The following is a 13,426-nucleotide window of genomic DNA, read 5'->3' on the forward strand; positions in this document are numbered from 1 at the left end:
AATCCGGTTTGATTTCTCAGGGCACCACGGGGGCGACCGGCAGCGGGATGACGATGTCGAACGGCAGCGTGATCGCCGGGGGCGCCGGGGCCGCCGGTGCGGGCTCGGGCGTGGGTTCCGGAGCGGGCTCCTCGGTCGGCGCGATGCCCGGCTCCGGGGTCTTCTCCGGCGCGGCGGGGGCGGGCGCCTGGGCGGGGGCGGGCTCGGCCTCGGCGGGCGTGCACTTCGCGGCGCCGGTGGTCTCCGGCTCGGCGGGCTGGGCCGGGTCCTTCGGCGCGGCGGCACCGTAGGTCTGCTCCACAGGCTGCTGCACCGGCTGCTCGGCCGGGGCCAGCGGATCGGGCATCTGCGCGGGAGCCGGTTCGCTGACGCAGGTTTCGGGCACCACCGGCGCCGGGCAGAAGATGCCGCACGGGATCGGCGGCAGGCCGGGCAGGGTGATCATCACCTGGGTCGGCGTGGTGACCTTCGGGGTGTTCGGCGGCAGCTGGTTGGCGGTCGAGGGCGGGGCCGCGGTGGTCGGGGTATCGGTCGAGGCGGCCAGCACGTTCGGCGAGACCAGCGGGGCGCTGCCCGGCGGCACGATCTCCGGGGAGATGGCGACCTGGCTGGGCGCGCCACCGTTGCGGTAGGCGGCCGACCAGCTCAGCACATTGGCCGCGTAGGACATGGAGTTGTTGTAGCGCAGCACCGCCCGCAGTTCCTGGGACGCGTCGCGCAGGTTCATTCCGCCCGAGCACAGGTACTTACCCGCGCCCAGCGCGGCGTCGAAGACATTGTGCGGATCGGCCACACCGTCGCCGTTGCCGTCGGCGGCGTAGTGCGCCCAGGTGCTCGGCAGGAACTGCATCGGGCCCACGGCGCGCACGAACCCGCCGTCGGCCTCCTTGATGATCTCGTTGCCCGGCAGCGTGCCGTCCAGCGCCGGACCGAAGATGGGGGTGGTCGTGGTGCCCGCGGCGTCGGTGCTGCCGCTGCTGGCGTGCCCGGACTCGATCCGGCCGATACCGGCCAGCAGGTTCCAAGTGAGCCCGCAGCCCGGCTCGGCGGTCTCCATCGCGAGCTCGGCATTGCGGTAGGCGGCCAGCACGATCTCCGGGATACCGAGGGCGCCGCTGCCGGTGGGCAGCGAGATGCTCTGTAGCGGAACGGTTCCGGCGAACGGGGCGGCACTGTTGGCCGACGGGCTCAGCGCGCGCAGCCTGCGCGGGGCCTCCTGGGAGACCGGCAGCAGCCCGACGACCTCGGAGAGCGGCTCCTCGCCCTGGTCGGTGCTGCTGGCGCTGGCGGCCAGCAGTGCTTCCGGCGCCTGCGGCGCGGTGCTGGGGTGGGTGGACTGCGCGGCCGATCCGGAGGCGACGAGCCCCGCGACTACCAGGGCCGACATCGTGATCGGAGTAGAGATTCGCATTGGCGACACACCAGCCCTTTACGTCGAAGCAGCGGCACCGCAGAGTCCCCCCTCCGGCCCGCCCGGAACAACGTGATCCAGGTTACCTACCGGTCAGGAAGTTGTTGAGCATTTCCGGTCATGCGTCTGGAGCACCTGGCGAAATCGGGGCGGAAGAGGGCGTTTGACCGGACGTTTTCTTGCGAACGGCTTTTCGCTTTTTCTCCGCCGTCGGCGCGCCGTCGGGCGTGGTGACCGCGTCGATGCGGTCGAGCACCTCTTTGATCTCCTCCAGTTCGCGGCGCAGGTAGTCGCGGGTGGCCACGTCGCCGACCGCCAGCCGCAGCGAGGCCAGCTCGCGGGCCAGGAACTCGGTGTCGGCCTTGGTCTGCGCGGCCCGGGTGCGGTCCTCCTCCAGCGCGACCTTGTCGCGGTTGTCCTGGCGGTTCTGGGCCAGCAGGATCAGCGGCGCGGCGTAGGCGGCCTGGGTGGAGAAGGCCAGATTGAGCAGGATGAACGGGTACGGGTCCCAGCGCAGCGACACCGCGAACACATTGAGCAGCACCCAGACCACGACGATCACGGTCTGGATGGCCAGGTAGCGGCCGGTGCCGAGGAACCGGGCGACCCGCTCGCTGGCGCTGGCGAACGCGTCGGAGTCCCAGTCGAAGCGCAGGCGCGAGCCGACCGGCGTCTCCAAGCGCTGCCGGGCGGGGTTCTTCTCACTCACGGGCGGCTCCTGCCTCGGTCTGGGCGAGCGGCGGCGCTTCTTCCTCGCGCCAGTCCTCGGGCAGCAGGTGGTCGAGCACGTCGTCGACGGTCACCGCGCCGAGCAGATGGTTCTCCGCGTCGACGACCGGGCCGCAGACCAGGTTGTAGGTGGCGAAATAGCGGGTCACCGCGGCCAGCGGCAGATCCGGGGTCAGCAGCGACAGATCGGTGTCGACGATCCCGCCGACCAGGTGCGCGGGCGGTTCGCGCAGCAGCTGCTGGATGTGCACGCAGCCCAGATACCGGCCGGTGGGGGTGGCGGTGGGCGGGCGCACCACGAAGGCCATCGAGGCCAGCGCGGGGGTGAGGTCGGGATCGCGGACGCGGGCCAGCGCCTCGGCGACGGTGGTGGACGGGCTCAGCACCACCGGTTTGGGCGTCATCAGGCCGCCCGCGGTGTCGGGGGAGTGCGCCAGCAGCCTGCGCACCGGCTCGGATTCCTCCGGGTCCATCAGCGCCAGCAGCGATTCGGCCTCGCTCTCGGGCAGCTCGCCCAGCAGGTCGGCGGCGTCGTCGGGGTCCATCGCCTCGAGCACGTCGGCGGCACGGTGCACCTCGAGATGGCCGAGCAGGTCGACCTGGTCGTCGTCGGGCAGCTCCTGGACCACGTCGGCGAGGCGTTCGTCGTCCAGCGCGATGGCCACCTCCACCCGCCGCTTCTCCGGCAGTTCGCGCAGCCGGTGCGCGACATCGGCCGGGCGCAGACCCTCGAACTGCGACAGCAGCGTGGTCACGTCCTGTCCCGGCCTGCCGACCCCGGCCGGGGTCAGCCCGACCACCTGCGACCAATCGACCACGTGCACCGTGCGCCGCCGCCCGATCCGCCGGTGCCCGCGCACCGCGACCCGCCCGATCACCCAATCGCGGGTGCGGGTCTGCTCGATGCCCAGATCGGCCACGAACACCGGCACCCCGTCCAGGTCGGGCAGGCCCGGATCGTCGACGCGCACCTGGGTGTCCACGATCTGTGCCAGGGCCAGCATCTCGCCCGGTCGCTGCGCGAATCGGCGCAGGCTGACGGTGCCGGTATTGAGCGTGATCATGCCCGGTTCGATCGCGGTCACCCGCAGCATCGGCACGAAAATCCGCCGCCGGGTGACCAATTCGACCACCAGCCCGTGCACCCGTGGCTGCTGGCGCCCGTACCGGACGGCCACGACCACGTCGCGGACCCGGCCGATAGACTCCCCGTCCGGACCCAGCACCGTCAGTCCGGCGAGCCGGGCGACGTACACCCTGGTGGTTGCCATGATCATCAGGCTAGGCGGTCCGCTACGGCCGGTCACCACACGCCACGGCCGGTGTGACGAACAACAGGAGGCCCCATGCAGCCCCGCCGCTCGGTGCTCGCCGTGCCAGGGAGCAATCCCAAGATGATCGCCAAGGCCAAGGGCCTGCCGGTGGACGAGGTGTTCCTCGATCTCGAGGACGCGGTCGCCCCTGGTGCCAAGGTCGCCGCGCGGGCGAACATCGTCGCCGCGCTCAACGAACCCGGTTGGGGCAATCAGCTACGCGTGGTCCGGGTCAACGACTGGACCACCGAGTGGACCTACGCCGATGTCATCCAGGTGGTCGAGGGCGCGGGCGCGGTGCTCGACGCCATCCTGCTGCCGAAGGTGACCGACGCCGGTCAGGTCCAGGCACTGGATCTGCTGCTGACCCAGCTGGAGAAGGCCAGCGGGCTCGAGGTGGGCCGCATCGGCATCGAGCCGCAGCTCGAGAACGCCCTCGGCCTGCGCAATATCGACGCCATCGCCACCGCCAGCCCGCGCGTGCAGACGCTGGTGTTCGGCCCCGCCGATTTCATGGCCAGTATCAATATGCGCACCCTGGTGGTCGGCGAGCAGCCAGAAGGCTACGACGTCGGCGACGCCTACCACCACATCCTGATGACCATCCTGCTCGCCGCCCGCGCGCACGGCCTGCAGGCCATCGACGGTCCCTACCTGCAGATCCGCGATCTCGATGGGTTCCGCCGCGCCGCGAGCCGCACGGCCGCACTCGGTTTCGACGGCAAATGGGTCCTGCATCCCACCCAGGTCGACGCGGCCAACGAGATCTTCAGCCCCCGCCAGAGTGATTACGACCGCGCCGAGCAGATCCTCGACGCCTACGCCTTCCACACCTCGGCCGAGGGCGGCGCGCGCGGGGCGGTGATGCTCGGAGATGAGATGATCGACGAGGCCAGCGCGAAGATGGCGAAGGTGATCGCGGAGAAGGGTCGCGCGGCCGGAATGAAGCGGTCGGACGCCTGATCCAGGAGCCCGTGATCACAGAACGGGCATTCCGGACATTTTGGAGACGCGTTTCACTCCACCACACCCACCCCGGACCTAGCAGAATGGGACTATGACGAATCCCTTGGGCAACCCGAATCGCGGACGGCAGTTGCCGACGCCGCCGTCGGGCTGGCCGGTCGGCTCGTATCCGACCTACGCCGAAGCGCAGCGCGCGGTCGACTACCTGGCCGACGGGCAGTTCCCGGTGCAGGACGTGACCATCGTCGGCGTCGACCTCATGCAGGTCGAGCGGGTGCTCTACCGGCTCACCTGGGGCAAGGTCATCGGCGGCGGCGTGGTCTCGGGCGCCTGGCTGGGCCTGTTCCTCGGTCTGCTGCTGAGCCTGTTCACCACCACCGGTGGCGCGCTCGGCCCCCTCGCCGTCGGCCTGGTCGGCGGCATCATCTTCGGCGTTATCACCACCTCGATCCCGTACGCGGCCACCAAGGGCCAGCGCGATTTCGCCTCGACCATGCAGCTGGTGGCCGGTCGCTACGACGTGCTGTGCGACCCGAAGACCGCCGAACGCGCCCGCGACATGCTGGCCCGATTGGCGCTGTGACCCGATGGATGTGGTGAACACGGTCCGCACCGCGGTGCTGGACCACTACGGCGTCGAGCGCGACCAGGTCGACGCGGCCTCGGTGACCTTCCTCGGTCTCGAACCCATCGAGATCCTCCGGGTCCCCGGCGACGGCGTAGTCCACTACGCCACCCTCGGCGGCTCCCGCCACCCCATGGGCGACCCCTCCGACCTCCTCGCCGACCCCCTCCGCGGCCCCCGCGCCGAACTGGTCCTCACCCTGCTCCTGAGCGCCGGGCCACAAGCCGGAGTCGCCCGCACCCTGGGCGTCCTGGTGGCCACCCCGTCGGTGGAAGGCGTTGTCCTGCAAGCCGACGCCCTGCTCGACCTCGGAGAACCGCTGTGGCACAACGCGATCTTCACCGCGGTGCTCCTCGGCGAGAGCGAGGTACCCGAGGTGGCCCTCCCCGACCCGGCCGAACCGGTCCGCTACCTCAGCGTCACCCCGATCACCGCCACCGAGGCCGCCTGGGTCCGAGTGCGCGGCGCCCAGGCCCTGCGCGACGCCTGGGCCGAGGCAGGCATCGACGTCCGCGACCCGGCCCGCGGCGCGGTGAATCTCTAGAGCCACTTGTTGCGGCGGAAGCTGCGGAAGAGTAACGCGCACAGCACCGCCATCAGCAGTAGTACGACCGGGTAGGCGGCGGGCTGGTGGAGTTCCCACATGTAGTCGAAGTTCATGCCGTAGACGCCCGCGATCATCGTGGGTACCGCGGCCATGGCGGCGTAGGCGGAGATTTTTCGCATGTCGGTGTTCTGCTGGACGCTGATCTTGGCCAGGGCCGCGTTGACCAGGCCGCTGAGGGCTTCGTCGAAGAAGGTGATGTGCTCGGAGACGCTGGTGTGGTGATCGGCCACATCGCGCAGGTAGGCGCGGATCTCCTGGGGGACCGGTAATTCCTTGTTGTGTACCAGTAGTTGCAGCGGCAGGCCCAGCGGTCCGACCGAGCGGCGCAGTTCCACCACCTCGCGCTTGAGCTGGTAGATCGACTCCACGCCGATCTTGGAGTTCGGGGTGAATACCGCCTCTTCCATCTCGTCGATGTCCTGCTCGACCGATTCGGCGACCTCCACATAGGAGTCGACCACGTGGTCGGCCACCGCGTGCAGCACCGAGAGCGGGCCCAGCCGCAGCTGATCGGGATGGGCCTCGAGCGCGCGGCGGACCCCGGCCAGGCCGGTGTGCTCGCCGTGGCGCACGGTGAGGGCGAAGTGGGTGCCGGTGAAGACCATGATGTCGCCGGTCTCGACGATCTCGCTGATCGCGTGGATGTCGTGCTCGACGTAGCTGACCGTGCGCATCACCAGGAACAAGGTGTCGTCGTAGCGTTCCAGCTTGGGCCGCTGACGGCCCTGTACCGCGTCCTCCACGGCCAGCGGGTGCAGCCCGAAGATCGCGGCGATCTCACTCATCTGCGCCTCGTCCGGATCGTGCAGGCCGACCCACACGAATCCGCGCTTGCTACCGCGCGCCTCGGTCAGCGCCTGTTCCGGGGTGAAATGCCCGGGCGAGCGCTTGCCGTCGACGTACACGCCGCAGTCGACGATGGCCCGCGCGGTCGGCACCGGAATCCGGGGCCGCGGGGTGGTGCGCGCGCGGCCGGGCCCGCGGAAGGACGGCAGCGGCGGCAGAGTCGGCACGCCGTCGATGCTACGGCCAGGCGTCCCGGTTGCCGGACGGATCGCACGCGCGGCGGCACCGCACGGTAAGACTGAGGGGTGCGCATCGATCTGCATACCCATTCCACGGCATCCGACGGCACCGATACCCCGGCCGAGCTGGTGCGCCGTGCCGCGGCGGCGGGCCTGGACGTCGTCGCCATCACCGATCACGACACCACCGGCGGGTGGGCCGAGGCCGAGGCGGCGCGTCCGCCCGGGCTCACCCTCGTGCGCGGGATGGAGATGTCGTGCCAGGGCATGGGCGAGGACGGCTATCCCGTCCCCGTGCATCTGCTGGCCTACCTGTTCGACCCCACCGACGCCGGTTTCGCCGAGGAGCGCGAGCGGTTGCGCGCCGAGCGGGTCGGCCGGGTGCGGGCCATGGCCGACAAGATGGTGGCCGACGGCCTGCCCATCGACCCCGACGCGGTGCTCGCCGGGGCGGGCCCGGCCGCGGGTCGACCGCATCTGGCGCGGGCGCTGGTCGAGGCCGGTGTGGTCGAGAGCGTCGACGCCGCGTTCGTCGAGCTGCTCGCCCCGCACGGGCCCTACTACGCCGAGAAGGCCGACACCCCGCTGACCAGGGCGGTACAGCTGATCGCGGCCGCGGGCGGGGTGAGTGTGCTGGCGCATGTGCGGGCCCGCAAGCGTGGGCGTCTGCTGGCGCTCGACGAGATCCGGGAGCTGGCCGCGCTGGGTCTGGGTGGTCTCGAGATCGATCATCCCGACCACAGCGCCGCCGATTGCGGCGTGCTGACCGACCTCTCGGCCGAACTCGGCCTGCTGCGCACCGGTTCCTCGGACTATCACGGCAGCAACAAGACCATCGCGATCGGCGCCTGCCGCACCGATCCCGAGCAGTTCGAGGCGCTGATCGGCAAGGCGAGCGGCGTTCCGGTGATCACCCCGTGACGCTGGTGCGCGGGATCAGCGGCATCGTCGCCGGAGGCGTTCTGGTGCTGCTGTGCGTGGTGATCGGTGCCGCGGTGATGGGCGCGCGGCGTGATTTCCCCGGGCCCGGCGCGGAGTCGCTGAGTTGGCATGTGGTGGCAGCCGTGGTGGTCGTCGGCGGGCAGTTGGTCGCCGATCGTGGCAAGGGTCTGGCGGCGCTGTCCGGGTCGGCGATCGTTCTGGTCACGACCGGTGTACTGCTTTGGACACAATGGTGGGGTTGACCGCCGCGTAGTGGTTGCGGGCAGGTGAATGAGCGGCGAACATTTCTCTTTGTGAGCGGCATCGAGACGGATGTGCTGATCCTCGGCGGCGGACCCGCCGGGCTCTGGGCCGCCGTTTCGGCCGCGGCCACCGGCGCGCGGGTGACGCTGGTGGACAAGAGCCGCAGCGGATCCAGCGGTCCCACCGTGCACGGCGTCACCGAGCTCTGGGACATCGCCCCAGGTCCCGGCCGTGCCGAGGCGGTGACCGACAGCATCGCGCGCGGCGGCGGGCTCGGCGACCCCGTCTGGCTGGACCGGGTGATCGACGAGACCCACCGGCGGCTGCGGCACTGGACCGGGCCGCTGCAACACCGGCCCGACCCCGACCGGGTGCACCTCGACGGCGCGAGCTATCTGCGCAGGCTGCGCCGCGGTGCGCTGGCCGCGGGCGTGCGCGTTCTCGATCATCATCCGGCGCTGCACCTGCTCGTCGACCCGGCGGGCACCGTGGCCGGGGCCGCGGGCCTGCAACGTCATCACCGGTTCCGGCCGTGGAGCGTGCGCGCGGGCGCGGTGGTGGTGGCCACCGGCGGCTGCGCCTTCCTCTCCGGCGGCGCGGGCACCGAGGTCAATACCGGCGAGGGCCTGCTGATGGCCGCCGAGGCGGGCGCCGAACTCGCGGGCATGGAGTTCTCCAGCGCCTACGGCCTGGCCCCGGTGCCCGCCCGCCTGCACTCCGCCATCACCCCGGGCCCGTCGATGCGTTTCGCGGTGCTCTACGACGAGGCCGGTGCCGCGCTCCCGGCGGGGGACGGGGCCGCGCTGGCCGCCATCGCCGAGGGCAGGCGGGTCTTCGCGCTGCTGCACGAGGCGCCCGAACCGGTCCGGCACTGGCTGGGCCGCCACGGCGCGCTCGACGCCGCGGGCCGCGTCCCGGTGCGCGCGGTGCTCGAGGGCACCATCCGCGGCGCCGGGGGACTGGCGCTGGCCGGGCCCGACTGCGCCACCACGGTGCCCGGCCTCTACACCGCGGGCGATCTGGCCGGGCGCGAACTCGTCGCCGGGGCGGCGGGCACCGCGGGCGGCCTCAGCGGCGCGTGGGCGGTGGCCTCGGGAGTGTGGGCCGGGGCGGGCGCCGCGGCCTTCGCCCGCGCGAGCGAGCGCGCCGAGCACGCCCGGGCGGTGCCCGGCGCCGGGCTCGGGCCGCGCGCCCACATCGACCCGCGCTCGGTCGTCGGCCTGGTCCAGGAACACACCCTGCCGCTGCGCCGCAGCTACCGGCGCAGCGCGGGCAGCCTCGCCGACAGCATCGCCGAGTTGGACGCCATGTGGCCGGGCGCGCAGTTCGAGCTCGGCGGGGTCGGCGCGGGCCGGTTGCGTGCCCGGCAGGCCGCCGCGCTGCTCGCGGTCGCCCGCTGGGCCGGTTACAGCGCCCTGGTGCGCACCGAGTCGCGCGGGATCCACCGCCGCAGCGACCACCCCGACCCGGCCGCGGACTGGCGTGCCCGGCTGCGCTGTGGTGGGCTGGACGAGGTCTGGGTGCGCCGCGAACAGGGGCCGCGACCCTTCGGCGACGAACTCACCGCACCCCGTCCGGCCGCGGTGTGATTGTTCACCGGCTGTTCCTCCTCAGCTGCGAGTTTTCTCTTACCCCGCGGCAATTCGGCCTCGTTACCCTCGACGGATGACACGCTGTCGGCTGACACCCCGGACCGGTTTGGCAACTGGTCGGCTCGGCTGGCAGAATGTTGCGGATTCCCTTCCCTCGCCACCGCCGGGTTCGGGAAACCTGGTGACCTCCCGCCACGCGACGCACCGTCGCGGCCGAGGGACCACCCTTTGTTCGCCCGGACCACCCGTCCGGCTCCGCGCTGTGGATCAGTGCCGCGCCCCGCGACCGGTTGTGACCGGTATTCGCGTCGTGCCGTGCGTGCTGTGCGCGCTCATGAAGAACCGAAACCCGATATACCCGGCGGTAACCGTCCCCCGGTTGAGTCCGACTCGAGCAGGAGTGAAATCGTGTCATCTGTGACTGACGCACCGAATGCCACCGCGGCGCCCCAGGCCGATGATGCAGCGAGCCTGGCTGCCATCACCCACGACGAGATCTTCGCGGGCCACCTCGGCGGCAAGCTGTCGGTAGAGCTCAGTGCCCCGCTCGAGACCCAGCGCGACCTGTCCATCGCCTACACCCCGGGCGTGGCCCAGGTCAGCCGGGCCATCGCCGAGGACGCCGCGCTCACCAAGACCTACACCTGGACCGACCGCCTCGTGGTGGTCGTCAGCGACGGCACCGCCGTGCTGGGCCTGGGTGACATCGGCCCGCGCGCCTCGCTGCCGGTGATGGAGGGCAAGGCCGCGCTGTTCAAGAAGTTCGCGGGCCTGAACTCCATCCCGCTGGTGCTCGACACCACCGACCCCGACGCGATCGTGGAGACCCTGATCCGCCTGCGCCCGAGCTTCGGCGCGGTGAACCTCGAGGACATCTCCGCCCCGCGCTGCTTCGAGATCGAGCAGCGGGTCATCGAGGCGCTGGACTGCCCGGTCATGCACGACGACCAGCACGGCACCGCCATCGTGGTGCTGGCCGCGCTCAAGGGCGCCGCCGCGCAGCAGGGCCGCGACATGACCGGCCTGAAGGTCGTCGTCTCCGGTGCCGGTGCCGCCGGTGTGGCCTGCGCCAACATCCTGCTGGCCGCCGGGATCCCCGACGTGGTCGTGCTCGACTCCAAGGGCATCGTCAGCGCCGGTCGCGACGGCCTCAACGGCGTCAAGGCCGACCTGGCCGCCCGCAGCAACCCGCGCGGCCTGACCGGTGGACCGGCCGAGGCGCTGGCCGGTGCCGACGTGTTCCTCGGCCTGTCCGCGGGCACCATCCCCGAGGAGCTCATCGCCTCGATGGCGCCGGAGTCGATCGTGTTCGCCATGTCGAACCCGGACCCGGAGATCCACCCCGAGGTGGCCGCCAAGTACGCCGCCATCGTGGCCACCGGCCGCAGCGACTTCCCGAACCAGATCAACAATGTGCTCGCCTTCCCCGGCGTGTTCAAGGGTGCGCTGGACGCGGGCGCTCGCCGCATCACCGAGGGCATGAAGGTCGCCGCCGCCGACGCCATCTTCGGCGTGGTCGCCGGTGAGCTCGCGGTCGACAAGATCATCCCGAGCCCGCTGGACCCGCGCGTGGCTCCGGCCGTCGCCGAGGCCGTGGCCGCGACCGCGCGCGCCGAGGGCGTGGCGTAACTCCGTACTTCCCGACAGCGCCCCCGTTCCGGACCGGAACGGGGGCGCTGTCGTGCTGTCTGGGATCATCGGGACATGGCATCGATCACCGTGCAGTTCCCGGACGAGATGGCCGCGGAGCTCGTCGCCGCGGCCGAGGCGGCGGGCGTCCCGGTGAACGTCGTGCTGGTGCAGGCCGCCCAGGACTGGCTGCACGTTCAGGCTCAGCGGGCGCACGAACGCGCCAGGATGCGGGCCGTGCTCGCCGACGACCCGCATCTGCGGGCGCTGCTCGGCGACGACTGAGGCGCGGCCTCAGCCGATCGGGGAATTCAGTCCCTGTGCGGTGATCCACGCCAGCGCGGCGGCTTTCGGCTCGATCTTGGCCTCACCGGAGACGGCGGTATTGAGCGAAATCAATTCGGTGGTGGTGAGTTTGGCCGAGACCGCGTCGAGCACGGCCACCGCTTTGTCGGTCTTCTTCGCGGCATTGAACAGCGGCACCACATTCTGGGCCGGGAAATTGTGTTCCGGATCGGTGAGGACCACCAGATCGTGCTGCGCGATCGCAGGGGAGGTGGTGTAGATATCGGCGGCCACGATCTTTCCGTCGACGAGTGCGCGCACCGTCGCCGCGCCGCCGCCGTCATCGATCGCGGTGAATTTGTCCGAGCTGATATCGAGCCCGTAGTTCTTCTTCAAACCGGCCAATCCGCCTGGCCGCTGGGCGAATTCGGGCATGGCGCCGAAGGTCACCTCGGCCGAATGCGCGGCCAGATCGGCGATGCTGGTCAGCTTCCATTTCTCGGCGGTCGCCTTGGTGACGACCACGGCGTCGGAATCCTGGCCGGGGGCCGGGGTCGCGATGGCCAGGTCCTCGCCGAGCGCGTCGCGCAGGGCCGCGGTGACCTCGGTGGCGGCGGTGACGGTCGCGTCGTTGTCGAGGTATTGCAGCAGATTGCCGGTGTATTCGGGGATCAGCGAGATCGCGCACTGGCGCAGGGCCGGGAGATAGGTTTCGCGGTTGCCGACATCGAACTTCGTGTCGACCTTGAAGCCATTGATGCGTAAGACCTCGGTGTAGATATTGGCGACGGTCTGCGATTCCGGGAAGTTGGCCGAACCGATGATCAGCGCGTCACTGGTGCAATCGCCCTTGGCGGCCAGCGGATCGGAGTTACCGCACGCGGAGACGATCATGGCGGCGGCCAGGGCCACCGCGGCCGCGAGCACCCGCGCCGCCCGCACCGCGAAGCGGCGCGCCGGTCGGCGATGTCCGGGCGGGGCGGAGGTGAGCGCGGTTTTCACTGGGGTCCTTCCGGCAAAGGCGGGCAGTGCGCTGTGCGTGCGTCCCGGGGGCCGCAGGTACATTCTGGTTGGTAATACTGCCCGCGTCGCGCCGAATTGCGTGGGTGGACGGCGAATACGGGAAGTTGGTGTCGGAGGCGATGCTCGCGCTCGCAGTGCGCCGGAGGACGGCCGCGATCCTGGTGGCCGCCGCGGCGATCACCGCCGTGTCCTGCGCCGATAGCGATGATCGGCCGATGGTCGCGGTCGGCGCCGACGGCTCCACCGAGTCGGTGGTACTGGCCGAGATCTACGCGCAGGCGCTCGCGCGCGTCGGCACCCGCACGAGCGTGGTGACCGGCCTGACCGACCCGCTCGCCGCCCTCGACGCGGGCCGCGTCGCGGTGCTCGGCGCCCGCAACGGCGCCCTGCTCAACCGCTGGAACCCCGCCTCACCCGCCCGCGAACCCGCCGACGTCACCGCCGCCCTCGCCGCCGCCCTCCCTGCGGGCCTGTCGGTCTCCGACGCCGCCGACGGCACCGACCTGCGCCCCCGCGTACTCCGCCCCGAGTCCGCCCCCGACGACATCGCCACCGTCACCGCCCTCACCGCGACCTGCCCCACCCTCACCCTCGGCATCGTCGACGAGCCAACCACCGCGGACCCCCAGCTCATCCCCGGCTGCACCCCCGCGGCCCTGCACCACTACCCCGACCTCGCCAGCCTGCGAACAAACCTCCTGAACAACACCATCCAGGTCGGCCTCACCCCCGGCCCCGGCACCGACCTCACCGGCCTCACCCCCCTCCCCGACCCCGACTACACCCTCCGAGCCCAGAACATCCTCGCCCTGCACCACACCGGCATCTTCGACCGCCAGCAGACGAAGAAGCTGAACTACATCTCCGGCGAACTCACCACCGAAGCCCTCCTCACCCTCATCGCCGAAGTGGACTCCGGCACCACCCCCGCCACCGCCGCCCGCACCTGGCTCGACGCCCACGCCCTCTGAACCCCGTCGGGTTGCCGTTCCTTGTCGGCCACCCGGCGCATACTGGGCTGATCAGTTTCCTGATG

General features: G+C 71.2%; 14 protein-coding genes. 9 read left to right on the forward strand and 5 right to left on the reverse strand.

Annotated elements, in window-relative coordinates; all coding sequences use genetic code 11:
* Positions 1-16 precede the first annotated feature (16 nt).
* The 3 genes from WA675_RS18265 to WA675_RS18275 all read right to left on the reverse strand — a co-directional run bounded on the left by WA675_RS18265 (position 17) and on the right by WA675_RS18275 (position 3,411).
* A complete protein-coding gene (locus tag WA675_RS18265) occupies positions 17-1,387 on the reverse strand; it encodes a lytic transglycosylase domain-containing protein (RefSeq protein WP_336085799.1) in 1,371 nt (456 codons plus the stop codon).
* Between the two features lie 142 nt (positions 1,388-1,529).
* The gene (locus WA675_RS18270; RefSeq protein ID WP_336085800.1) at positions 1,530-2,120 is read right to left on the reverse strand and encodes a DUF1003 domain-containing protein; all 591 of its coding nucleotides are present in this window, start codon (positions 2,118-2,120) and stop codon (positions 1,530-1,532) included.
* Complete coding sequence (locus WA675_RS18275) at positions 2,113-3,411, reverse strand: magnesium transporter MgtE N-terminal domain-containing protein (RefSeq protein WP_442945658.1); 1,299 nt, start codon at positions 3,409-3,411, stop codon at positions 2,113-2,115. Before WA675_RS18275 ends, WA675_RS18270 begins: the two co-directional genes overlap by 8 nt.
* A gap of 75 nt (positions 3,412-3,486) precedes the next feature.
* Here WA675_RS18275 and WA675_RS18280 point away from each other — a divergent pair, with 75 nt between their 5' ends.
* The 3 genes from WA675_RS18280 to WA675_RS18290 all read left to right on the forward strand — a co-directional run bounded on the left by WA675_RS18280 (position 3,487) and on the right by WA675_RS18290 (position 5,588).
* Positions 3,487-4,416, forward strand: coding sequence for an HpcH/HpaI aldolase/citrate lyase family protein (locus WA675_RS18280; RefSeq protein WP_336085802.1), 930 nt, complete (start codon positions 3,487-3,489; stop codon positions 4,414-4,416).
* A 94-nt stretch (positions 4,417-4,510) separates the two neighbouring features.
* Positions 4,511-5,002: a general stress protein gene (locus tag WA675_RS18285; protein ID WP_336085803.1), complete on the forward strand. Its 492-nt coding sequence runs from the start codon at positions 4,511-4,513 to the stop codon at positions 5,000-5,002.
* 4 nt (positions 5,003-5,006) lie between these two features.
* A complete protein-coding gene (locus WA675_RS18290) occupies positions 5,007-5,588 on the forward strand; it encodes a suppressor of fused domain protein (protein WP_336085804.1) in 582 nt (193 codons plus the stop codon).
* On the opposite strand, the gene WA675_RS18295 is transcribed toward WA675_RS18290, so the two are convergent.
* Positions 5,585-6,673 (reverse strand): magnesium and cobalt transport protein CorA, encoded by a 1,089-nt coding sequence (locus tag WA675_RS18295; protein ID WP_442945666.1) that lies wholly within the window; start codon positions 6,671-6,673, stop codon positions 5,585-5,587. The genes WA675_RS18290 and WA675_RS18295 overlap by 4 nt on opposite strands.
* 69 nt (positions 6,674-6,742) lie before the next feature.
* Between WA675_RS18295 and WA675_RS18300 the strand changes: the two genes are divergently transcribed.
* The 5 genes from WA675_RS18300 to WA675_RS18320 all read left to right on the forward strand — a co-directional run bounded on the left by WA675_RS18300 (position 6,743) and on the right by WA675_RS18320 (position 11,367).
* Entirely contained in the window at positions 6,743-7,597 is an 855-nt protein-coding gene (locus WA675_RS18300) for a PHP domain-containing protein (protein ID WP_336085805.1), read from the forward strand.
* Entirely contained in the window at positions 7,594-7,860 is a 267-nt protein-coding gene (locus WA675_RS18305) for a hypothetical protein (RefSeq protein ID WP_336085806.1), read from the forward strand. Before WA675_RS18300 ends, WA675_RS18305 begins: the two co-directional genes overlap by 4 nt.
* Before the next feature lie 51 nt (positions 7,861-7,911).
* Positions 7,912-9,450 (forward strand): FAD-binding protein, encoded by a 1,539-nt coding sequence (locus WA675_RS18310; protein WP_336085807.1) that lies wholly within the window; start codon positions 7,912-7,914, stop codon positions 9,448-9,450.
* Between the two features lie 411 nt (positions 9,451-9,861).
* Entirely contained in the window at positions 9,862-11,082 is a 1,221-nt protein-coding gene (locus WA675_RS18315; RefSeq protein WP_442945659.1) for an NAD(P)-dependent malic enzyme, read from the forward strand.
* 75 nt (positions 11,083-11,157) lie between these two features.
* Positions 11,158-11,367 (forward strand): hypothetical protein, encoded by a 210-nt coding sequence (locus WA675_RS18320; RefSeq protein ID WP_336085808.1) that lies wholly within the window; start codon positions 11,158-11,160, stop codon positions 11,365-11,367.
* A gap of 9 nt (positions 11,368-11,376) precedes the next feature.
* Here the strand turns inward: WA675_RS18320 and WA675_RS18325 are convergent, their stop codons facing one another.
* A complete protein-coding gene (locus WA675_RS18325) occupies positions 11,377-12,309 on the reverse strand; it encodes an ABC transporter substrate-binding protein (RefSeq protein WP_442945667.1) in 933 nt (310 codons plus the stop codon).
* Between the two features lie 200 nt (positions 12,310-12,509).
* Between WA675_RS18325 and WA675_RS18330 the strand changes: the two genes are divergently transcribed.
* Positions 12,510-13,361: a glycine betaine ABC transporter substrate-binding protein gene (locus tag WA675_RS18330; protein ID WP_336085809.1), complete on the forward strand. Its 852-nt coding sequence runs from the start codon at positions 12,510-12,512 to the stop codon at positions 13,359-13,361.
* Positions 13,362-13,426: the final 65 nt, after the last annotated feature.

Origin of the sequence: Nocardia sp. SSK8, assembly GCF_037034205.1 — a bacterium.
In the GTDB taxonomy this organism is placed as follows: domain Bacteria; phylum Actinomycetota; class Actinomycetes; order Mycobacteriales; family Mycobacteriaceae; genus Nocardia.